This is a genomic window from Candidatus Pelagibacter sp. Uisw_090 (assembly GCF_047717845.1).
GTDB lineage: Bacteria > Pseudomonadota > Alphaproteobacteria > Pelagibacterales > Pelagibacteraceae > Pelagibacter.
In genome coordinates this window covers 1,335,250-1,355,070 of sequence record NZ_CP159810.1, presented here as the reverse complement: position 1 = coordinate 1,355,070, position 19,821 = coordinate 1,335,250, and the positions used below count along the sequence as shown (strand labels likewise).

Sequence of the window (19,821 nt, the reverse complement as noted above, 5' to 3'; positions counted from 1 at the left end):
CTTTTAGGCCACTTTCTGTTTATAATTTTCTTTTAACTTACCAAACAAACTATTTTGATTGCTACTGGTTATTTCTATCTGAACAACTCTTCCTATACAATTAGCGTTGCCATCAAAAATTACAGATGTCATATATTCTGTTCTCCCAAATAATTTAACTCCGTCTTTCATTTTATTTTCTACTAAAACATTAAGAATCTTGCCCTCTAAGGATTTGTTTTTGTTTATTTGATTTTCAAATAATTTTTTTTGAATTATTTCTAATCTTTCTTTTGATTTTTTTTTATTAACTAGCTCAAGATCAGCAGCAACAGTGCCTGGTCTTGGACTAAAAATAAAAGAATAAGAGTTGGTAAATTTTATTTTTTCAATTAACTCAATTGTATGTTTAAAATCATCATCACTTTCTTCTGGATATCCAATAATAAAATCACTCGAAAACTCTATATTAGAATTAATTTTTTTTAATTTTTCATAAATTATTAAATATTCTTCAATAGTATGCTTTCTATTCATAAGTTTTAAAATTTTGTTTGATCCACTCTGCACTGGTAGATGGACTAAAGGCATTAATTTAGTTGATTTTTTATAAAAATTTATTAAGTCGTCAGTCATATCTTTAGGGTGAGATGTGGTATATCTAATTCTCTCCAACTCTTTAAAGCTTTCTATTTCTAATAATAAATCAGATAATCTAAATTCTTTATTTTCATCTTTATAACTATATGCGTTAACATTTTGCCCCAAAAGAATAATTTCTTTAGCACCACCTTGGACTATCTCTTTAGCCTCTTTTATGATCTGATCAAATGGTCGAGAGTATTCTGGTCCTCGCGTATATGGAACAACACAAAAATGACAAAATTTATCACATCCTTCTTGGATTGTTAAAAAAGAAGATACCTTGCTATTTCTATTTTTAATTTTATTTAAATAATTAAATTTTGAAATTGTATCAAACTCTGTTTCTTCTTCTTTTTTCTTATTGTTAATATGCTTTTTTATAGTGTCGTTAATTTTATGGTATGACTGCGGTCCCATAACTATATCAATATATGGCTCCCTCTTTAGCATCTCCTGATTTTCTGCTTGCGCAACACATCCGGCTACAATCACAATAGGCTTCTTTTTAGATCTAAAAATTTTTTTTACTCTTCCAATTTCATGATAAACTTTTTCTTTTGCCTTATCTCTTATATGACATGTATTTAAAAGATAACAATTTGCATCCTCATAATTATCTGTTTTCTCAAAACCTATTTTTTTTACTGTATCAAATATACGATTAGAATCGTATTCATTCATTTGACAGCCAAAGGTTTTAATAAAAATTTTTTTTAACATTTAGTTAAGGTTTTTTTTTAACTCCATATAATTCTAATTTATGATCCACTAAACGATAACCATGCTTATCTGCAATTTTTTCTTGTAACTTTTCTATTTCCTCATCAACAAACTCTATGATCTCTCCCGACTTAACATCTATTAAATGGTCGTGATGACCTTCATTTAATTCTTCGTATCTTGCCTTTCCTCCTTTAAATTCATGCTTTGCTAAAATTCCAAATTCTTCAAATAATTTTACCGTTCTATAGACCGTTGCAATGCTAATTTTTAAGTCAATTTTTGAAACCCTATTATAAAGCTCGTCTACATCCGGATGATCATTGGACTCTGACATAATTTTAGCAATAATTTTTCTTTGCTCCGTGAGCTTAACTCCTTTTGCTAAACATTTTTGTTCAATATTTTCTGACATAGTTAATTTTAACTTAAATAAATAGGATTAATCAAATTCTTTTTGATTTTATATTGTTTACATAGTTGCGGCACATCTACATATTTAACAGTCTCAGATTCCCTAAAATCCTCAAAACTAAAGCAATAGTAGTCAATTTTTTTTGTTAAAAATAAAGCTTTAATCGTTGATAGTGAATTTCTAATCCCTGCAAAACTTCCTGGGCCTCTATTAACATAAATAGCATCTATATCACTTAAAGTACTTTTGTTATTTTCTAAAAATTCATTAATTAAAATCATCAATTTTTCAAAATTAATTTTACTATTTTCATGACTACAAGTATAAATATTTTTACTAACAATGAATGTTAAAAAAATTTTATCTTTAGCGGCATCTACTATTAAGTTATTCATTATAATATTGTTATTTAACTCTAACTCTAAAGCAGAAGAAAAGAATATCCAATATTATTCTGATGATAAGGGTATTCTTTCATTAATGTATCATAGGTTTGACGAGAATAAATACCCCTCAACCAATATACAAATGGATATTTTCAAGAAACAAATAAAAATAATCAAAAATTTAAAATATAATTTTTATAACCCTAAGAACCTAGAAAAAAATTTTCATATTACAAAAATGGAAAAGAAAATACTTATCACCATAGATGATGCGTTCTCTTCATTTTATGAGATTGCATGGCCTTATTTAAAAAAAGAAGAAATTCCATTTATTCTTTTTGTTTCAACCGAAGCTGTTGGGAAAAATGGATATATGACTTGGGATCAAATAGAAGAATTAGAGAAAGAAACCAATGTATATATAGGCAATCATTCTCATTCACATAAATATTTGGTAGATCTAAATAATGAAAACTTTATAGAAGATATTGATACCTCATCTTTAATTTTTAAAGAGAAGCTGGGATATAATCCTATTTTTTTTTCTTACCCATTTGGTGAATATAGTGCACTTATAAAAAAATATATTTCTAAAAATTTTAAGTTTTCTTTTGGTCAACACTCTGGTGTAATTGATATTAATAAAGATCGCCATGAACTACCAAGGTTTCCAATTAACGAAAAGTATGGTGATCTAAAAAGATTTGAATTTTTAATCAACCTTAATCCGTTACAATATAAATTTTTATATCCAGTAGATAAATATTTAACAAATAATAACAATCCTCCAAAATTTCTAGTAGAATTTTTTGATGAACAAAAAAATATAAATAATATTAATTGTTTTTCTGATGAAGGAAATAAATGGCAGAAATCTAATATTAATTTTAATCAAAATGTATTAAATTTAAATTTTAGAGAGAAATTTAATTTTAGAAGAGGAAGAATTAATTGTTCACTTAATGATGATGGAGTATGGAGATGGTTTGGAATCCAGTTCTCTGTTAGACAAAGTTAAATTAGACTCTCCAGATTGATACTTGAAGGTAATAACTTTGCATCATCAAAATCTGTTAAATTATTTTGTTTTATTATTTGCTGTAAAACTCTGACATATTCTTTCCCAGTTTCTGCATATTTATCTAAGTGTTCAGAAAGAATTATACTGTCTAGCTTTTTTTTCTCTTCTCTCAATTCAGCTCTGGCACCTCTAAAATTTTTATAAGAAGAGTGAGTATTCAAGTTTCTTTGATACGCTCTGACTGAAGCTTGCAATACTTTAAATTTCATTACTTTATGTGTGCTGTCATCATCGGCTTCTGAGGGTTTTATTCCCTCACCGGACCAGGTCCATTGCCCAAAAAGTGCATTACCTTCTTGTGCAAACCTTGATGTGCCCCAACCCGTTTCTTTTGCTGCTTGTGCAATAGCCATAGAGGCTGGAATTTCATCCATTCTAATTTTTAATGTTGATAAATCTTTATTTACTACTCCATATTGTTTGAATTTTGAATTTAGCCAAACTTTTTCAGCTTTAGTATTCTTGCTTTTATTTAAAATATCAAAAAGTTTTTTTCTATCCAATCTAATATTATTATTTTCTTTAATTACTAATGGTAAAATAATTTGAATAAAAAAGTCTTTTCTTTTTTTTGTATTTTCTATTTTTTTAATTTCATTTGGCAGTAGTGTTAGTGAAATTGGTTTAACTAATTTATTTTTTCTTACATCTTCCAAGCTATAATTAGTTGATTTAAATAACTCTTCAATTGTTGCTGCACTTAATCTTACTAAGTCAGTGGGTTTCTCATCAAATATTAATATATCTTCAAACAAAAAATTTTGATTTATGACTTTGTCTGATTCAATATCTTTTTTTTCTAATAATTTTTTTAAACTACTTTTTGAATTGTTCTCAAAATCTTTAGAAGCAATTGTCCTATTTTTTACAAAATCAACAACTATTGGACTAATAGAAAAAAAAGACATTATCAACAAACTAGCCAAAAAGGTTCTGGATATGTTTCCAATATTACTTTCTTTCTGATTATTTTTTTTTTTGCTTATTATAAAGTCTTTTTTGTTTAAATATTTTTTTATTTCAAAAAATGAAAAATTATTTCTTTTCATAATTATATTGCGACAACCTCTTTTACCTCAGGTAAATAATGGCACAAAAGATTTTGAACTCCCTGTTTAAGTGTCATAGTTGAACTTGGGCATCCAGAGCAACTTCCCTGTAATTCTACTTTAACAATTCCATCTTTAAATTCTTTAAATTTTATATCACCACCATCTTTAGCAACCGCTGGTCTAATTTTTGTCTCTAGAATACTTATAATTTTTTTTTCAATTTCATTGAAAAATTTTTCTTTTTCTTCAAATAATTCATTTGTAATAACAAATTCTTTTCCTGTTGCATAAAAGTCATTAATCAGAGAAATAACTATGTGTTTAATATCATCCCAAATTATATCTTCTTTTTTATTAATAGATAAAAAATCTGCACCTAAAAACACTCCTGTTACTCCATTGATAGATAAAAGATTTCTTACTAGTTCACTGTCTGTGTCTTCTTTTTTTGTTATTTCAAAAGAGCCACAGTTAGATACATTTTTTCCCGGTAAAAACTTAAGTGAATTTGGGTTTGGCGTTACTTCAGTTTGAACAAACATGGTTTATATATAAGGGTAAATTTTGAAATTTAAACTAATTAATATATTTAGTTAAAAACCTACCAATTCTTTAATTTCTTTGATTTTTTTTGAAGCAATTTTGTCTGCTTTATCAGATCCTTCTAATAAAATTGTATCTAAGTATTTTTCATCTTCTAATAGCTTTTTAATTTCTTTTGAAATTGGCTCAATTTTTTCTATTAAAACTTCTGATAATTTTTCTTTAAATTCAGAAAAATTTTTTCCATTAAATTCACTTATAGAACTTTCTAAATTCTGTTTTTTTAAACTTGAATAAATTCCCAGTAAATTTTCTGCTTCTGGTCTTTTAGCTAAGTCTTTGACATCTTCGGGTAATGTTAGTGGGTCTGTTTTCGCTTTTTTTATTTTATTCAAAACTTCTTCTTTATTATCCATAAGATTAATTCTACTTAAGTCTGAAGGGTCTGATTTGCTCATTTTTTTAAGTCCATCTTTAAGACTCATTATTCTAGAAAATTGTTTTTGTATCAAGGGCTCCGGCACTTTTAAAAAATCTACTGCATTAAAATCGTTATTAAATTTTTGTGCAATATCTCTACAGAGTTCTAAATGTTGCTTTTGATCATCTCCAACTGGAACATGGGTTGCGTCATAGAGTAAAATATCTGCGGCCATTAAAACTGGGTAGGAATAAAGACCAATACTGGCTTTTTCTTTATCTTTTCCGGCTTTTTCTTTAAATTGTGTCATCCTATTAAGCCAGCCTATTCTTGAAACACAACTTAAAATCCACGCTGCCTCTGAATGGGCTGAAACCATTGATTGATTGAAAATTATACTATTATTTGGATCAATCCCACATGCAATAAATGTAGCTGCAGTTTCTCTTATATTTTTTTTTAATTCTTTAGGGTCTTGTTTCACTGTTATAGCATGAAGATCTACAACACAAAAAATACATTGATTTTCTTTGTTGTGTTGTAGCTCTACAAAATTCTTAATTGCACCAAGATAATTTCCTAAATGAAGATTTCCTGTTGGTTGAACTCCTGAAAAAATTTTTTTACTCATATTAATAGTTTAAATTAATATCACTTCTTTTAAAAGCCTTGATTAAAATTGCAATCAAAAGATAAAATATTAATCCCAATATAACTGCTCCAACTAGATAAATAGCTTTGAAGCTTGCTTGATAGATGAGCTTGTCGTTAAAAAAATAAATCACATAATTAAAAAATACCCCCATTAAAACTGAGGATACTAAAATTTTAAAAAACCTATCTATAAAAACTAAATTAAAACTGAATAGATTTTTTGTTTTTAAAAAAATAAATAGTAAAACGGCATTAAACCAGGATGATATTGTGGTTGCTATTGGTATAATTAAGAACCCAATTTCCTTAAAAAAGATAACACTAATAAAAATATTCAACAAAACAGATATTAAGGAAATATAAAAAGGTATTTTTGTGTCATGACGTGCGAAAAAAAAAGCTGAAAAAACTTTAATAAGAGAAAATGCTGGTAATCCGATTGCAAAATAAAATAAAGCTTTTGCCGAGTTTTTAACACTTAATTCGTCATATGAACCATATCCGAATAAAGAAGAAATAATTTCTTCTGATGCAATAAGTAATGCCGTTGCTGCTGGAATACTTAAAAACAAGCTTAGCTCTAAAGCCTTGTTTTGAATCAAATTTATTTTTTCTTCCCCTTTATTTTTAACATATTTAGACAATTGGGGTAAAATAACGGTACCAATTGCAATCCCAGCAATAGCCAGGTTTATTTGATAAACTCTATCTGCATAATAAAGGTAGGAAACTGCACTGGCTTGAAACGATGCTATGATAGTTCCTATCAAAATATTTATTTGAGTAACACCAGAAGAAAAAATGCTAGGAAGCAATTTTCTAAAAAATATTTTAACTTTATTATCAATTTTAAATGACAAATTTATTTTAGGAGAAAAATATTTTTTTACAAAAAAATATAAAAAAATAAACTGCAAAACACCTGAGGCTGTCACTGCATAACATAGGTAATACACCAATTCATCATTTAAAACTGTTCCAAATAATAGCACTCCAATTAAAAGAATGTTTAAGATAATAGGTATCGCGGATGCTATAGCAAATTTATTGTGTGTGTTTAAAATTGCAGAAAAAAAAGATGCTAAGCTTATAAATAATAAAAAAGGAAAAGTAATTCTTGTCAGAGTTATAGCCAATTCCATTTTTTGTGAATCTCCCTCAAATCCTGGTGCTATCAAAAAGACAAATAATGGCATCATTACCTCAATGATAAGAACTAAAAAAAATAGCCCCATAATAAGTAAATTAAAAATATTACTTGCAAATTTTTGTGACTTTTTTTTATTATCTAAAAGTGATGAATAGCTAGGTACAAATGCAGCATTAAATGTTCCTTCTGAAAATAACCTTCTAAATGTGCTTGGGATTCTAAAAGCAACAAAGAAAGCATCCGCCAAAGGACCTGTACCAAGAAACACAGCTATCAATATGTCTCTTACATAGCCTAACAATCTACTTATTATTGTAAAAAAACTAAATGTGCCTGTTGACTTAATGAGGTTCATAAATCATATTAGCCATAAATTAGCTCCATTTGTATACCTAATTAACATAAATGAAAAAAACTAAAATAGATCATTATACTGATAAAGAAGCTTTGGAGTTCCACACCCAGAATAAACCTGGTAAAATTGAGATAAATTCTTCAAAACCAATGACAACTAAAAGAGATTTAGCATTAGCTTATTCTCCAGGTGTAGCTGTTCCTGTTCAGGCTATTTATAATAATCCAGAAACAGCCTACGATTACACCTCCAAAGGAAATCTAGTTGCAGTAATAAGTAATGGCTCTGCCATTTTAGGTATGGGCAACTTAGGTGCATTAGCTTCAAAACCTGTCATGGAAGGGAAGGCAGTTTTATTCAAAAGGTTTGCAGATATAGATTCTATAGATTTAGAAATTGATTCACAGGATGCAGACGAAATTATTAATAGTGTTAAAAATTTTGCATGTAGCTTTGGAGGGATTAACTTAGAAGATATAGCCGCTCCTGATTGTTTTATTATTGAGGAAAAATTAAAAGAAATTTTAGACATCCCAGTTTTTCACGATGATCAACATGGTACAGCAATAATAACCACTGCTGCATTACTTAATGCTTTAGATATAAGTGGAAAATCAATAAAAGATATTAAGGTTGTTGTTAATGGGGCTGGTGCTTCTGCAATAGCCTGTACAAACTTGTTTAAGAATAGTGGTGTACCCAATGGAAATGTAACCATGCTCGACCGTAAAGGAGTAATTTATAGGGGAAGAGCAGAAGGTATGGATCAATGGAAATCTGCTCATGCAATTGAAACAAAAAATAGAACTTTAGAAGAAGCCATCAAGGGAGCTGATGTATTTTTAGGTTTGTCTGCAAAAGGAGCTTTAAAAAAAGAACTGGTAAAAACTATGGCAAAAAACCCTATAATTTTTGCTTGCGCTAATCCAGATCCAGAAATAACTCCTGAAGAAATAATGGAAGTTAGAGATGACGCTATTATAGCAACTGGAAGATCTGATTACCCCAATCAAGTAAACAACTTAATTGGTTTTCCGTACATCTTCAGAGGAGCTTTAGATGTAAGAGCCACTACAATTAATGAAGAAATGAAAGTAGCTGCTGCTAATGCAATAGCAAAATTAGCGAGAGAAGATGTTCCTGATGAAGTTGCTGCTGCAATGGGTGGTGATCGTCCTAAATATGGCAAAGATTATATAATTCCATCCACTTTTGATCCAAGATTAATTAGTGTAATTCCTGCCGCCGTTGCAAAAGCTGCAATGGATAGTGGTGTTGCAAAAAAAAGTATAAAAGATTTTGAAGTTTATAAAGATCAGCTTAAACAAAGACTAGATCCTTCAGTTACCATAATGCAAGGTATTAATTCTCATATTAAAAAAAATCAAAAGAAAATTGTCTTTGCAGATGGAGAAGATGAAAATACTCTTAAAGCTGCAATTGCATTTAAAAACTCTAGGCTAGGTATTCCAATTTTAGTTGGTAAAAAAGAAAAGATTAGAGAAAGAATAAAAGAAATTGGTTATAATGAAGATTTTGATATCGAAATAATAAATTCTCAAGACTTCTGAAAAAAGAGAAAAGTACGTTAATTTTCTGTTTAAAAAGATGCAAAGAGAGCAAGGACTTTTAGAAAGAGACTGCGATAGACTAGTTAGAAATGATAGGGTTGTATGGGCGTCTTGCATGGTTGCTTGCGGTGATGCAGATGGTGCCGTTACTGGGAATACCAGAAGATTTGGTGCATCTTTAGATAAAGTTACACAAGTAATAGATGCAAGACCAGGGGAGATCATGTTTGGCTTAAATATGGTTGTTGCAAAAGGAAAAACTATTTTTGTAGGTGATACTAGTGTTAACGAATACCCAAGTTCAGAAGAGCTTGCAGAAATTGCCATATCAGCCGCAAGAGTGGTTAAACTATTTGGCTTTGTTCCAAAAGTTGCTTTTGTTTCTCATTCAACTTTTGGCCAACCTCTTACAAGTAGAACTAAACATATAAAAAAAGCAGTTGAAATTTTAAAAAATAAAAATGTAGATTTTGATTTTGATGGAGATATGCAACCAGATGTTGCTCTCAATGTGGAATATAAAGAACTTTATCCCTTTTCAAGTATTGTTGGAAATGCAAATATTTTAATAATGCCTGGACAACACAGTGCAGCTATTTCATATAAAATGATGAAAAGCTTAGGTGATACAAAGGTGATTGGACCCCTCTTAATTGGTTTGGGTCAGCCGATTGAAATAGCACCTTTAAGATCTTCTTCATCAGAGATAATAAATTTAGCCTCTGTTGCTGCCTACTCTGCTGACGTGATTGATTATAAAAAGAATTAATTCTTTTGAATTCTTAAGTCTTCAACCAAAACTATACTGGCTATGACATCCTCAACATCAAGTATCTCTTTCGCTTCAGTTATTACTTCTTTTCTTTCATCTTCTGTTAGAGAAATTCCATAAATAAATATTTTTTTCTTATACGTATCTATTTGATAATTTGTTGCTTTAATTTTTTTATTAAATATTAAGGCAGTACGTAATTGAGAGGTTATTAGTAAATCTTTTGCTGACTGTTTAAAATTAAAATCTTCTTTTAATTTAATATCATTTTTAACAGATCGAACTCCTTTAGTTTCCCATGCTAATTTAGTGATTTGAAGTTTTTCCTCTGGATCATTAACTTTTCCTGTTAAAAAAATCCTACCATCTAAAACTTTTGTACTTAAAGATAGCAGGTAGTTCTTATCTCTTAGTGCCAATCTTGCTGTCAAGTTTTTTTGCATCACGGAATCGTCGATCTGAGTACCTAAAGATCTTGGGTCAAAAGCAATGCTGACACCTGTTCCAAAAATACCTTTTGAGCTTATTCCAACACATCCTGTGAAGATTAAAAAAATTAAACTTATTAAAAAAATTCTACTTTTCATTTTTTAGTTTTAAACAATAATTATAAATTTCTTTTTTTGGCACATTGGTATTTTGACTGATTAAATCAGTAATATCTTTAATGCTTAATTTTTTAATCATTTTTTGAATGTTTTTTTTATCAGATTCTCTTAAAATTATCGAAGAGTTTTTTTCCTTAAGCTTTTCAGAAATAACAATTGTTAACTCTCCTTTTGGATCAGATTTAAAAGGCTCTAAGTCATTGATATCTGATCTAATGTATTCTTCGTAAAATTTTGTCATTTCTCTGCATATTAAAATTTTTCTACCTGAAAAATAATGCTTAATATCTTTTACAGATTTATTAAATTTTCGCGGAGAGATGAAAAAAACAATACAACTATTTAAGTTTGTCAGTTTTTCAAAGTCTTCTTTTAACTTGTTATTTTTTTCAGGAAAAAATCCATAGAAAAAATATTTTTCATTAAAGCCACTAATGGATACAGCGGTCGAAACTGCTGATGCTCCAGATATTGGAAAAACTTCAATGCTATTCGCAACACACTCATTAATCAATATTGCTCCAGGGTCAGAAACTGAAGGAGTTCCAGCATCAGAAATTAGTGACATAACACAATCTGATTTTAAAATATTTATTATTTTTGATAGATTTTTTTTTTCATTAAATTTATGATTTGAAATTAGCTTTGATTTAATTTCATACCTGTCTAATAAATTTTTTGAAGTCCGGGTATCTTCACATAGTATATAATCTGATTTTTTTAAGACATCTAAGGCTCTTAAAGTAATATCACTTAGATTTCCAATTGGAGTGGCAACAATATAAAGGCCACTTTTCACTTTATTATTTTTATTTTCAGTGTGTAGAATCATCAGAATATAACCGATATAATAATAACATTAAAATGAAGAAAATTATTAAAATTATATTACTTTTAATTTTAACTTTTTCAATATCGATGGGAAAAACCATTGCTAATGAAAAAATTAAGATTGGCTTGCTTATTCCATTAACAGGTAAAAATTCTGAGATTGGTCAATCTATAATTAAGTCTACAAGGCTAGCTATTAATAAAATAAATAACCCATCAATTGAAATTATTCCTAAAGACACTAAATCTAATCCCAAAAGCACCTTAAAAGCAGCAAAAGAATTAGCTAAATTAGATATAAAAATAATTATTGGCCCAGTTTTTAATGAAAATTTAACTTATCTTGATGAATTAACTGGGGTTACTTTTTTATCACTAACAAACAAAAATAATAATTTTTCAAAGAATATTATTAATGCTGGCATCAATGCTACCTCACAATTAAAAACTATTAAGAAATTTCTAGAGTTAAATGAAATAAAAAAAACAATTTTTTTAACTCCAGATGTAAATTATAAAAATGAAATCGAAAAAGCTATATTAAATTCTAAAATTAAAATATTAGAAAATTATATTTATGACACTAATCCAACTAAACTTACTCAACAAATTGAGAAAATTACACGCTACGATATAAGAAAGCAGAACCTTGAAGATGAAATATTTAGGTTAGAAAAATCAAATCAAAAGAGCAAAGAAAAATTAATTGAAAGATTAAAAAAAAGAGACACTCTTGGTGGTGTAAAATTTGACTCTATAATAATTGCAGATTTTAATGAAAGTTTAAAAAGTGTTACAACCTCTTTATTATATACTGATATATTACCTAAAAAAAAATATTTTATAACTCTTAATCAATGGTTTGATAGCTCTCTACTAGAAGAAGCTAGTGCACAGCCGCTTTATTTTCCTTCTATAAATAAAAGTAATTATGAAGATTTTTCAGCAGAATATTTTGAAAAATTTAATCAATATCCAAATCAATTATCTTTCTTGAGTTTTGATTTAGTTGGACTAGTTTATTATTTAATAATTCAAAATAATTCTATTGTTGATGAAAAGATTTTTACAAAAAAAAATTTATTTAAAGGAAAAGTTGGAATTTTTGAAATAAAAAATAATAAAATTAACCATATTCTTAATTTTTATAAAGTTGAAAATGGTGCGTTTAAAAAAATTTTTTAATTTTTTTAAACGCTTTATACCGATGATCTATCTTATATTTTTCCGAAGGTTTCATTTCTCCAAAAGTAATTTTTTTTCCTTTAGGTATAAAAATTGGATCATAACCAAATCCATTTTTTCCTTTCATATAAGGTGAAATATGTCCTTCGATTATTCCAACTGAACTTATAGTTTTTTGGCCAGATCCATAAATAGTTAGAGCACAAATAAATCTAGCTTTAATTTTTTTGTTTTTCCAATTTTTGTTTTTTCTATCTAGTTCTTTAAAAACTCTCCTCATTGCTTTAGTAAAATCACCTTTTTTTCCACCCCATCTGGCCGAGTATATGCCAGGATTTCCATCTAAAGCATTAACCTCCAGCCCTGAATCATCTGATAAACAAATCAATTTAGATTTTTTAGAGAAATATCTAGCTTTAATTAAAGAATTTTCCTCAAAAGTTTTTCCATTTTCAAGGGGACTTTTAATTTTAAAATCCGATGTAGAGTAAATTTTCAGGTTTTTAGGCAATAAATCTTTAATTTCCTTCAATTTTCCAGGATTATTTGTGCCTACTAATATTTTTGTAATTTTTTTCTTTAACATCTAGCAATTATCAAATTTCATACCATATAAGTCTCAATGGAAAAAGATCAAAACACTAATCCTGAGACTCAAAATAATGATGCTGAAGAAATTAAAGCAGATGAATTAGATAATAATCCTCAATCTGATGCTTCGGAAAGCAACGAACTACCAAAAGAGATTGCTCCCGAGGAAAAAATTTTAGAACTAGAAGACAAATTAGCTAGAGCTTTTGCTGAAATGGAAAACCAGAGAAGAAGGTTTGAAAAAGAAAGAGAGGATGCTTTTAATTATGGAGGTTTTACTTTTGCAAAAGAAACCTTAAATTTAATAGATAATTTGGAAAGATCAAAACAGATATTGGAAAATGATGAGGCCTTAAAAAACTCAGAGGCTTTAAAAAAAACTTTAGAACATTTTGATATTATAAATAAAGATATGGTTTCTATTTTATCAAAAAATGGGATTACTCCTTTGGATTCAATTGGTAAAAAACTTGATCCAAATTTTCATCAAGCAATGATGGAGATTAATGATGATCAAAAAGAACCTGGCACAATTATTCAAGAAATTCAAAAAGGCTTCATGATGAAAGATAGATTACTTAGACCTTCTCTAGTGAGTGTTTCAAAAAAAACTGAAAATAAAGAAGAAAAAAGTAAGGAAAATAAAGAAAATTCAGACAATTTATAATGTTTGTCAGAACTTGTAGATTAAAAATTAACACTTATATGAAGGGTAGGATTTAAATTATGAGCAAAATTATAGGAATAGATTTAGGAACAACAAATTCATGTGTATCTATCATGGAGGGTAGTCAGCCCAAAGTTTTAGAAAATGCAGAAGGTGCAAGAACAACTCCTTCAGTTGTTGCTTTTACTGATGATGGAGAAAAACTTGTCGGACAACCTGCAAAGAGACAAGCAGTAACTAATCCTGAAAATACTATATTTGCTGTAAAAAGATTAATTGGAAGAAATTTTGAAGACCCGACTGTAAAAAAAGATATTGCAGCAGCTCCTTTTAAAATAGTTAATTCAGAAAAAGGTGATGCTTGGATTGAAGCAAAAGGTGAAAAATATTCCCCTTCACAAATATCAGCATTTATTCTGATAAAAATGAAAGAAACAGCTGAAAAATATTTAGGACAAGAAGTAACTAAAGCAGTAATAACTGTTCCTGCTTATTTTAATGACGCTCAAAGACAAGCAACAAAAGATGCGGGTAAAATTGCAGGATTAGAAGTTTTAAGAATTATAAACGAACCTACTGCAGCTTCTCTAGCATATGGTTTGGATAAGAAGAAAGAAAATAAAAAAATTGCCGTATACGATTTAGGTGGTGGAACTTTTGATGTATCCATTCTTGAATTGGGCGATGGTGTATTTGAAGTCAAATCGACTAATGGTGATACATTTTTAGGCGGTGAGGATTTTGACAATACAATTGTTGATTATTTAATTGGAGAATTTAAAAAAGATAATGGTATAGATTTAAGAACTGACAAGTTAGCTCTTCAAAGATTAAAGGAAGCTGCTGAAAAAGCAAAAATTGAACTTTCTTCTGCTGAACAAACAGATGTTAATTTACCATTTATAACTGCAGATAAAACAGGTCCAAAACATATTAATCTAAAAATGACTAGAGCAAAATTAGAAGCTTTGGTTGAAGACTTAATTTCAAGAACGTTACCACCTTGTAAAACTGCACTTAAGGATGCAGGCCTTAATGCAAATGAAATTGATGAAGTTGTAATGGTTGGTGGTATGACGAGAATGCCAAGAGTTTTAGCAGAAGTTAAAAACTTTTTTGGGAAGGAGCCTAATAAAAGTGTAAACCCAGATGAAGTTGTTGCAATGGGTGCTGCAATTCAAGCTGGTGTACTTCAAGGAGATGTTAAAGATGTTTTGCTTTTAGATGTAACACCTCTATCACTTGGAATTGAAACGCTTGGTGGAGTTTCAACAAAATTAATTGAAAAAAATACAACAATTCCTACAAAAAAAAGCCAAGTTTTTTCTACAGCAGATGATAATCAGCCTGCTGTATCAATAAGAGTTTTACAAGGTGAAAGAGAAATGGCATCTGATAATAAAATGTTAGGAAATTTTGAACTAGTAGGTATTGCACCAGCTGCAAGAGGAATACCTCAAATCGAAGTAACCTTTGATATTGATGCAAATGGAATTGTTAGTGTTTCTGCAAAAGATAAAGGAACTGGAAAAGAACAAAAAATCCAAATCCAAGCTTCAGGCGGTTTAAGTGACGAAGAAATTGAAAAAATGGTTAAAGATGCAGAAGCAAACAAAGATGAGGATAAAAAGAAAAGAGAGTCAGTAGATGCAAGAAATCAAGCAGATACTTTAATTCATTCAACTGAAAAAAATCTAAAAGAACATGGTGCTAAAGTTTCAGATGCAGACAAAAAAGCAATAGAAGAAGCCTCATCTGCTTTAAAGGAAGTAATTAAAGGGACTGATATTGAGGATATTAAGAAAAAAACAGAAACTTTGGTTCAAGCTTCTATGAAATTAGGTGAAGCTATTTATAAATCTCAAGAAAAGAAACCAGATTCATCTAAAGATGCTGATAAAAATGGTGAAGGAAAAAAAGACGACAATGTAGTTGATGCGGACTTTGAGGAAGTAAAAGAAGAAGAGATACAAGAGGATAAAGAAGAAGAAGTAAAAGAGGATAAAAAAGAAGATAAAGAAAAAAGCGCTTAAGACTTAAAACAACTATCATCTTAGAGTAACTTATGGCTAAAAGAGATTTTTATGACGTTTTAGGTGTTAGTAAAAGTGCAAGTGCTGAAGAATTAAAATCAGCATATAGAAAGTTAGCAGTAAAACACCATCCCGATAAAAACCCTGGTGATAAAGCTTCTGAAGATAAATTCAAAGAAGCAGGTGAGGCATACGGTATTCTTTCTGATGCAGAGAAAAAACAAAACTATGATAATTTCGGCCATGCTGCCTTTGAAGGTGGTGGAGGTGGAAGACAAAGTGGCGGTTTTGGAGGAGCTGATTTTTCAGATATTTTTGAAGATTTTTTTGGTGATTTTGGTGGTGGCGGAAGATCAAGAGGAAGGAGCACAAATAACAGGGGCTCTGACTTAAGATATGATTTATCCATTACTCTAGAAGAGGCATATGAAGGAAAAAAACAAGATATAAAATTTTCAACAACAGAAAAATGTAACACCTGCAAAGGAAATGGCTCAAAGCCCGGTCACTCTCCAGGTAGATGTACAGTTTGTGGTGGAAATGGCAAAGTAAGGTCTAATCAGGGGTTTTTTACCGTTCAACAAACATGTCCTCAATGTCAGGGAACTGGGGAAGAAATTACCAATCCATGTACTGACTGTAGTGGTCAGGGTAATAAACAAGCATCAAAAAAGATATCTGTAACCATACCCAAAGGTGTTGATGACGGAACACGAATAAGGTTAGCGGGTAAAGGTGAGGCTGGTACCAAAGGTGGAGCTAGTGGAGATTTGTATTTATTCATTAACGTTCACTCTCATGATCTTTTTAAAAGATCAGACGAAAATTTATTTTTTGAATTCCCAATTTCTATAGCTGATGCAGCGCTTGGCACTACAATTGAGATACCAACAATTGACGGTGGAAGAGCAAAAATTAAAATACCAGATGGAACTCAGAATGGAAAACAATTTAGACTAAAAGGTAAAGGAATGCCTTATATACGTGGCAGTGGAAATGGTGACCTTTATGTTCAGGTAAATACAGAAGTTCCTATTTCATTGAATAAAGAACAAAAAGAACTGCTTGAAAAATTTAGAGAAATTGAGAATGAAAAATCAAACCCAAGTATTAAAAAATTCTTCCAAAAAGCTAAAAATTTTTGGAAAAACTAAAAGACTAATTAACCAAAAAAGGTTAATATTTTCATAGATGAAAAAAATTAATTTAGCAATTTCTGGTTGTCTTGGAAGAATGGGTCAACAGCTTATTAAATCTTCTAAATCTAATAAAAACTTTAAATTAGTAACTCTTACAGAAAATAAACCTGTTATTAAAAAAATAGTAGGCATTAAACTTGATTTAAATACAGAACAAGCTTTTAAAAAAACTGATGTAATAGTTGATTTTACAGTCCCCAAATGCACTCTGGATATTCTCAAAATTGCATCAAAACTTAAAAAAAGAGTGGTTATTGGAACGACTGGCTTTACTCAAAAAGAAGAAGGTTTAATTAAAAAATATTCAAAAAAAATTCCCATACTAAAAGCTGGTAATATGAGCCTAGGTGTTAATTTATTGATGTATTTAACTGAAATAACATCGAAATCTTTAAATGACGAATATTTAAGCAAAGTATTTGAAGTTCATCATAAGCATAAAAAAGATTACCCTTCAGGAACGGCTTTAATGCTTGGAAAAGGTATTGCTAATGGAAAAAATAAAAACTTTTATAATTTGATTGGAAATAAATTTTTAAATAAAAAATCTTTTCCATATGGAGAAAAAATTAATTTTAATTCAATTAGAAAAGGTGAGATTATTGGAGAACATGAAGTGGCGTTCTCTAGCGGTAAAGAAATAATAAAATTAAATCATGAGGCATTTGATAGGGCTCTTTATTCAGATGGTGCTTTAACTGCTGCAAAATGGCTTATTAATAAAAAACCTGGACTTTATTCAATGAGAGATTTATTGAATTTTAAATAATGAATGAAAAAGAAAAAGCAAAAAAAATACTTAAGATTTTAAATAAAATTTATCCAAAAACCCCTATTCCTCTAAATTATAAAAACAAATTCACTCTTTTAATGTCTGTTCTTTTATCAGCGCAGTGTACTGATCTGAATGTTAATAATGTAACCAAGAATATATATCCAAAATATTATAAACCTGAGCACTTTGTAAAATTGGGTAGAAAAAAAATTGAAAAATTAATAAAAAGCATAGGCATATTTAGAATTAAATCAAAAAGCATTTATTTAATGTCAAAACAGCTATTAGAAAATCATGGTGGCAAGGTACCTAAGAGCTTTGAGGATCTCGAAAGACTACCTGGTGTGGGCCATAAAACAGCAAGTGTGGTCATGTCTCAAGGCTTTGGTGTGCCAGCCTTCGCAGTTGATACTCATATCCATAGGTTGGCCCAAAGATGGGGCATAACAAATGGCAAAAGTGTTACTCAAACTGAACAAGATTTAAAAAGATTATTTCCTAAAAAAACATGGAGTAAGTTACACTTGCAAATAATTTATTATGGAAGAGAGTTTTGTAAAGCAAGAGAGTGTTATGGTTTGACTTGTAAAATTTGTACTACTTGTTATCCTAAAAGAAAAAATCCAGTTAAAATAAAAAAAGCATAATATGAAAATACTAGGGATTGGAAATGCAATTGTAGATGTTATATGCAAAGTAAATGAGCAATATTTAATAGATAATGAATTAACCAAAAGTACCATGAGGCTAGTTAATAAAAATGAATTTCAAAAACTTTTATCAACACTAAGAATTGAAGAAACAGTTTCAGGGGGATCTGTGGCAAACTCTATTGTTGGGTTATCACAATTAGGAAATGAAGTTGGCTTTATTGGTAAGGTTAATGATGATAATTTAGGTAAGAAATATGAGGATGGATTAAAAAAAGAAAATGTTAGTTATTTTTATTCTAAAAAGAAGGAAATCTTACCCACAGGAACTTGTTTAATATTAATTACACCTGATTCCGAAAGAACAATGTGTACTTTTCTTGGAACATCAGGAAAAATTAATGAGAACGATGTCAATATAAAAACAATTAAAGATAGTGAAATGATTTTTCTAGAAGGCTATTTGTGGGATGAGGGAAATCCAAAAAAAGCTTTCGATAAAGCAATACTAAATGCCAGTAAAGTTTCTATGTCTTTATCTGATTCATTTTGTGTTGATCGACATAAACAAGACTTTTTAGACTTAGTAAAAAATAAATTAGATATTGTTTTTGCAAATGAACAAGAGTTTAGCTCTTTAATTGATGCAAAAAATTTTACTGAGGTAATATCGTTTGCAAAAAGCCTCAATAAGGTAATAGTTATTACACGAGGAGAAAAGGGAGCAATAACAATAAAGAATAATTTAGTTTTTGAAAATTCAATTAATTTAAATCTGAAAATAGTAGATTTAACTGGCGCAGGAGATCTTTTTGCATCGGGTTTTTTGCACGGCTATATCAATGATTTTTCAATTGAAAAATGCTTACAAGAAGGTACGAATATGTCCTCTAAAGTAATTCAAATTTTAGGGGCAAGACTTTAAGATGACAAGACAGAAAACTCACAAAATATTTCCTGTGCCAGTTTTTGAATATAAAGTAGAAAATTATAATGAGTTTAATGTTGAACTTGAAAAATATATTTATAATTTAAAAAAAAAAGATGAAAAGGGATTAACAGCTTCTAATGTTGGGGGATGGCACTCTCCATTTTTTAATATTGCTGAGAGTGATTTACTAAAAAAATTTTTAAATACTATTCATAAATATTTATTTGAAATTATTACAAATGATTTTGGTTTGAAATATAAAATTGAAAAAACTAAAATTGATGGAATGTGGTCAATAATAAATCCCAAAAATACATTTAATATAAGACATAATCATGCAAATTCCTTTTTAAGCGCAGCTTATTACGTTAAAGCAAAAAAAGACTCGGGTAAAATAAAGTTTTTTGATCCAAAAGAACAAAGAGTCGTAAATGCTCCATTTGTAGAAAAAGTTACCGACCTATCTGCTGTAGCTTTAAATTTTGAACCAGAAGAGGGAAAATTGTTGATCTTTCCATCATACTTACATCATGCAGTTAGTAAAAATTTATCTCATGAGGATAGAATTGTTATTAGTTTCAATATCAATATAGACAAATAAAACTGA

General features: G+C 29.1%; 19 protein-coding genes and 1 pseudogene. 10 read left to right on the top strand and 10 right to left on the bottom strand.

Features of this window, described 5'->3' with window-relative positions:
- Nucleotides 1-3 precede the first annotated feature (3 nt).
- The 3 genes from miaB to ABXT58_RS07425 are packed head-to-tail and all read right to left on the bottom strand — an operon-like array spanning nt 4 to nt 2,154.
- The gene (gene miaB, locus ABXT58_RS07435; protein ID WP_415304017.1) at nt 4-1,344 is read right to left on the bottom strand and encodes a tRNA (N6-isopentenyl adenosine(37)-C2)-methylthiotransferase MiaB; all 1,341 of its coding nucleotides are present in this window, start codon (nt 1,342-1,344) and stop codon (nt 4-6) included.
- Nucleotides 1,345-1,348: 4 nt separating this feature from the next.
- Nucleotides 1,349-1,759, bottom strand: a complete 411-nt coding sequence (locus ABXT58_RS07430; protein ID WP_415304016.1) for a Fur family transcriptional regulator — start codon at nt 1,757-1,759, stop codon at nt 1,349-1,351.
- An 8-nt stretch (nt 1,760-1,767) separates the two neighbouring features.
- Entirely contained in the window at nt 1,768-2,154 is a 387-nt protein-coding gene (locus tag ABXT58_RS07425) for a peptidase M22 (protein WP_415304015.1), read from the bottom strand.
- A gap of 7 nt (nt 2,155-2,161) precedes the next feature.
- On the opposite strand from ABXT58_RS07425, the gene ABXT58_RS07420 reads away from it, so the two are divergent.
- Nucleotides 2,162-3,163: a polysaccharide deacetylase family protein gene (locus ABXT58_RS07420; protein ID WP_415304014.1), complete on the top strand. Its 1,002-nt coding sequence runs from the start codon at nt 2,162-2,164 to the stop codon at nt 3,161-3,163.
- On the opposite strand, the gene ABXT58_RS07415 is transcribed toward ABXT58_RS07420, so the two are convergent.
- Genes ABXT58_RS07415 through murJ form a run of 4 tightly spaced genes read right to left on the bottom strand, consistent with a single transcriptional unit; the run spans nt 3,160 to nt 7,401 of the window.
- The gene (locus ABXT58_RS07415) at nt 3,160-4,275 is read right to left on the bottom strand and encodes a glucosaminidase domain-containing protein (protein ID WP_415304013.1); all 1,116 of its coding nucleotides are present in this window, start codon (nt 4,273-4,275) and stop codon (nt 3,160-3,162) included. The two genes, ABXT58_RS07420 and ABXT58_RS07415, sit on opposite strands and share 4 nt — an antisense overlap.
- Nucleotides 4,276-4,277: 2 nt before the next feature.
- Nucleotides 4,278-4,820, bottom strand: coding sequence for a NifU family protein (locus tag ABXT58_RS07410; protein ID WP_415304012.1), 543 nt, complete (start codon nt 4,818-4,820; stop codon nt 4,278-4,280).
- A gap of 51 nt (nt 4,821-4,871) precedes the next feature.
- Nucleotides 4,872-5,873: a tryptophan--tRNA ligase gene (gene trpS, locus ABXT58_RS07405; RefSeq protein WP_415304011.1), complete on the bottom strand. Its 1,002-nt coding sequence runs from the start codon at nt 5,871-5,873 to the stop codon at nt 4,872-4,874.
- Nucleotide 5,874: 1 nt separating this feature from the next.
- On the bottom strand, nt 5,875-7,401 hold the full coding sequence (gene murJ / locus ABXT58_RS07400) for a murein biosynthesis integral membrane protein MurJ (protein WP_415304010.1): 1,527 nt from the start codon (nt 7,399-7,401) through the stop codon (nt 5,875-5,877).
- Between the two features lie 50 nt (nt 7,402-7,451).
- Here murJ and ABXT58_RS07395 point away from each other — a divergent pair.
- Nucleotides 7,452-9,741 (top strand): annotated as a pseudogene (locus ABXT58_RS07395) (NADP-dependent malic enzyme).
- Here the strand turns inward: ABXT58_RS07395 and ABXT58_RS07390 are convergent.
- On the bottom strand, nt 9,738-10,331 hold the full coding sequence (locus ABXT58_RS07390) for a BON domain-containing protein (protein ID WP_415304009.1): 594 nt from the start codon (nt 10,329-10,331) through the stop codon (nt 9,738-9,740). The pseudogene ABXT58_RS07395 and the gene ABXT58_RS07390 overlap by 4 nt on opposite strands.
- Complete coding sequence (gene rsmI, locus ABXT58_RS07385; protein WP_415304008.1) at nt 10,321-11,184, bottom strand: 16S rRNA (cytidine(1402)-2'-O)-methyltransferase; 864 nt, start codon at nt 11,182-11,184, stop codon at nt 10,321-10,323. The genes ABXT58_RS07390 and rsmI overlap by 11 nt, the downstream gene beginning before the upstream one ends.
- 32 nt (nt 11,185-11,216) lie before the next feature.
- Between rsmI and ABXT58_RS07380 the strand changes: the two genes are divergently transcribed.
- Nucleotides 11,217-12,368, top strand: a complete 1,152-nt coding sequence (locus tag ABXT58_RS07380) for an ABC transporter substrate-binding protein (RefSeq protein WP_415304007.1) — start codon at nt 11,217-11,219, stop codon at nt 12,366-12,368.
- Here ABXT58_RS07380 and rdgB read toward each other — a convergent pair.
- Nucleotides 12,352-12,954, bottom strand: coding sequence for an RdgB/HAM1 family non-canonical purine NTP pyrophosphatase (gene rdgB / locus ABXT58_RS07375; RefSeq protein ID WP_415304006.1), 603 nt, complete (start codon nt 12,952-12,954; stop codon nt 12,352-12,354). The two genes, ABXT58_RS07380 and rdgB, sit on opposite strands and share 17 nt — an antisense overlap.
- 36 nt (nt 12,955-12,990) lie before the next feature.
- Between rdgB and ABXT58_RS07370 the strand changes: the two genes are divergently transcribed.
- The 7 genes from ABXT58_RS07370 to ABXT58_RS07340 are packed head-to-tail and all read left to right on the top strand — an operon-like array spanning nt 12,991 to nt 19,815.
- On the top strand, nt 12,991-13,626 hold the full coding sequence (locus ABXT58_RS07370; protein ID WP_415304005.1) for a nucleotide exchange factor GrpE: 636 nt from the start codon (nt 12,991-12,993) through the stop codon (nt 13,624-13,626).
- A 59-nt stretch (nt 13,627-13,685) separates the two neighbouring features.
- Entirely contained in the window at nt 13,686-15,659 is a 1,974-nt protein-coding gene (dnaK, locus tag ABXT58_RS07365; protein ID WP_415304004.1) for a molecular chaperone DnaK, read from the top strand.
- A 32-nt stretch (nt 15,660-15,691) separates the two neighbouring features.
- Nucleotides 15,692-16,813 carry a molecular chaperone DnaJ gene (dnaJ, locus tag ABXT58_RS07360; RefSeq protein WP_415304003.1) on the top strand — a complete coding sequence of 374 codons (1,122 nt, stop codon included), beginning with the start codon at nt 15,692-15,694 and terminating at the stop codon, nt 16,811-16,813.
- A 37-nt stretch (nt 16,814-16,850) separates the two neighbouring features.
- The gene (gene dapB / locus ABXT58_RS07355) at nt 16,851-17,627 is read left to right on the top strand and encodes a 4-hydroxy-tetrahydrodipicolinate reductase (protein WP_415304002.1); all 777 of its coding nucleotides are present in this window, start codon (nt 16,851-16,853) and stop codon (nt 17,625-17,627) included.
- Nucleotides 17,627-18,280, top strand: coding sequence for an endonuclease III (gene nth / locus ABXT58_RS07350; RefSeq protein WP_415304001.1), 654 nt, complete (start codon nt 17,627-17,629; stop codon nt 18,278-18,280). Before dapB ends, nth begins: the two co-directional genes overlap by 1 nt.
- A gap of 1 nt (nt 18,281) precedes the next feature.
- Nucleotides 18,282-19,208, top strand: coding sequence for an adenosine kinase (locus ABXT58_RS07345; protein ID WP_415304000.1), 927 nt, complete (start codon nt 18,282-18,284; stop codon nt 19,206-19,208).
- A gap of 1 nt (nt 19,209) precedes the next feature.
- A complete protein-coding gene (locus tag ABXT58_RS07340; protein WP_415303999.1) occupies nt 19,210-19,815 on the top strand; it encodes a TIGR02466 family protein in 606 nt (201 codons plus the stop codon).
- Nucleotides 19,816-19,821 lie beyond the last annotated feature (6 nt).

Excerpts from the sequence above, each read along its gene's own strand:
- miaB (WP_415304017.1), bottom strand. The coding sequence starts at position 1,344 with ATGTTAAAAAAAATTTTTATTAAAACCTTTGGCTGTCAAATGAATGAA.
- ABXT58_RS07430 (WP_415304016.1), bottom strand. The coding sequence starts at position 1,759 with ATGTCAGAAAATATTGAACAAAAATGTTTAGCAAAAGGAGTTAAGCTC.
- ABXT58_RS07425 (WP_415304015.1), bottom strand. The coding sequence starts at position 2,154 with ATGAATAACTTAATAGTAGATGCCGCTAAAGATAAAATTTTTTTAACA.
- ABXT58_RS07415 (WP_415304013.1), bottom strand. The coding sequence starts at position 4,275 with ATGAAAAGAAATAATTTTTCATTTTTTGAAATAAAAAAATATTTAAAC.
- ABXT58_RS07410 (WP_415304012.1), bottom strand. The coding sequence starts at position 4,820 with ATGTTTGTTCAAACTGAAGTAACGCCAAACCCAAATTCACTTAAGTTT.
- trpS (WP_415304011.1), bottom strand. The coding sequence starts at position 5,873 with ATGAGTAAAAAAATTTTTTCAGGAGTTCAACCAACAGGAAATCTTCAT.
- murJ (WP_415304010.1), bottom strand. The coding sequence starts at position 7,401 with ATGAACCTCATTAAGTCAACAGGCACATTTAGTTTTTTTACAATAATA.
- ABXT58_RS07390 (WP_415304009.1), bottom strand. The coding sequence starts at position 10,331 with ATGAAAAGTAGAATTTTTTTAATAAGTTTAATTTTTTTAATCTTCACA.
- rsmI (WP_415304008.1), bottom strand. The coding sequence starts at position 11,184 with ATGATTCTACACACTGAAAATAAAAATAATAAAGTGAAAAGTGGCCTT.
- ABXT58_RS07380 (WP_415304007.1), top strand. The coding sequence starts at position 11,217 with ATGAAGAAAATTATTAAAATTATATTACTTTTAATTTTAACTTTTTCA.
- rdgB (WP_415304006.1), bottom strand. The coding sequence starts at position 12,954 with ATGTTAAAGAAAAAAATTACAAAAATATTAGTAGGCACAAATAATCCT.
- ABXT58_RS07370 (WP_415304005.1), top strand. The coding sequence starts at position 12,991 with ATGGAAAAAGATCAAAACACTAATCCTGAGACTCAAAATAATGATGCT.
- dnaK (WP_415304004.1), top strand. The coding sequence starts at position 13,686 with ATGAGCAAAATTATAGGAATAGATTTAGGAACAACAAATTCATGTGTA.
- dnaJ (WP_415304003.1), top strand. The coding sequence starts at position 15,692 with ATGGCTAAAAGAGATTTTTATGACGTTTTAGGTGTTAGTAAAAGTGCA.
- dapB (WP_415304002.1), top strand. The coding sequence starts at position 16,851 with ATGAAAAAAATTAATTTAGCAATTTCTGGTTGTCTTGGAAGAATGGGT.
- nth (WP_415304001.1), top strand. The coding sequence starts at position 17,627 with ATGAATGAAAAAGAAAAAGCAAAAAAAATACTTAAGATTTTAAATAAA.
- ABXT58_RS07345 (WP_415304000.1), top strand. The coding sequence starts at position 18,282 with ATGAAAATACTAGGGATTGGAAATGCAATTGTAGATGTTATATGCAAA.
- ABXT58_RS07340 (WP_415303999.1), top strand. The coding sequence starts at position 19,210 with ATGACAAGACAGAAAACTCACAAAATATTTCCTGTGCCAGTTTTTGAA.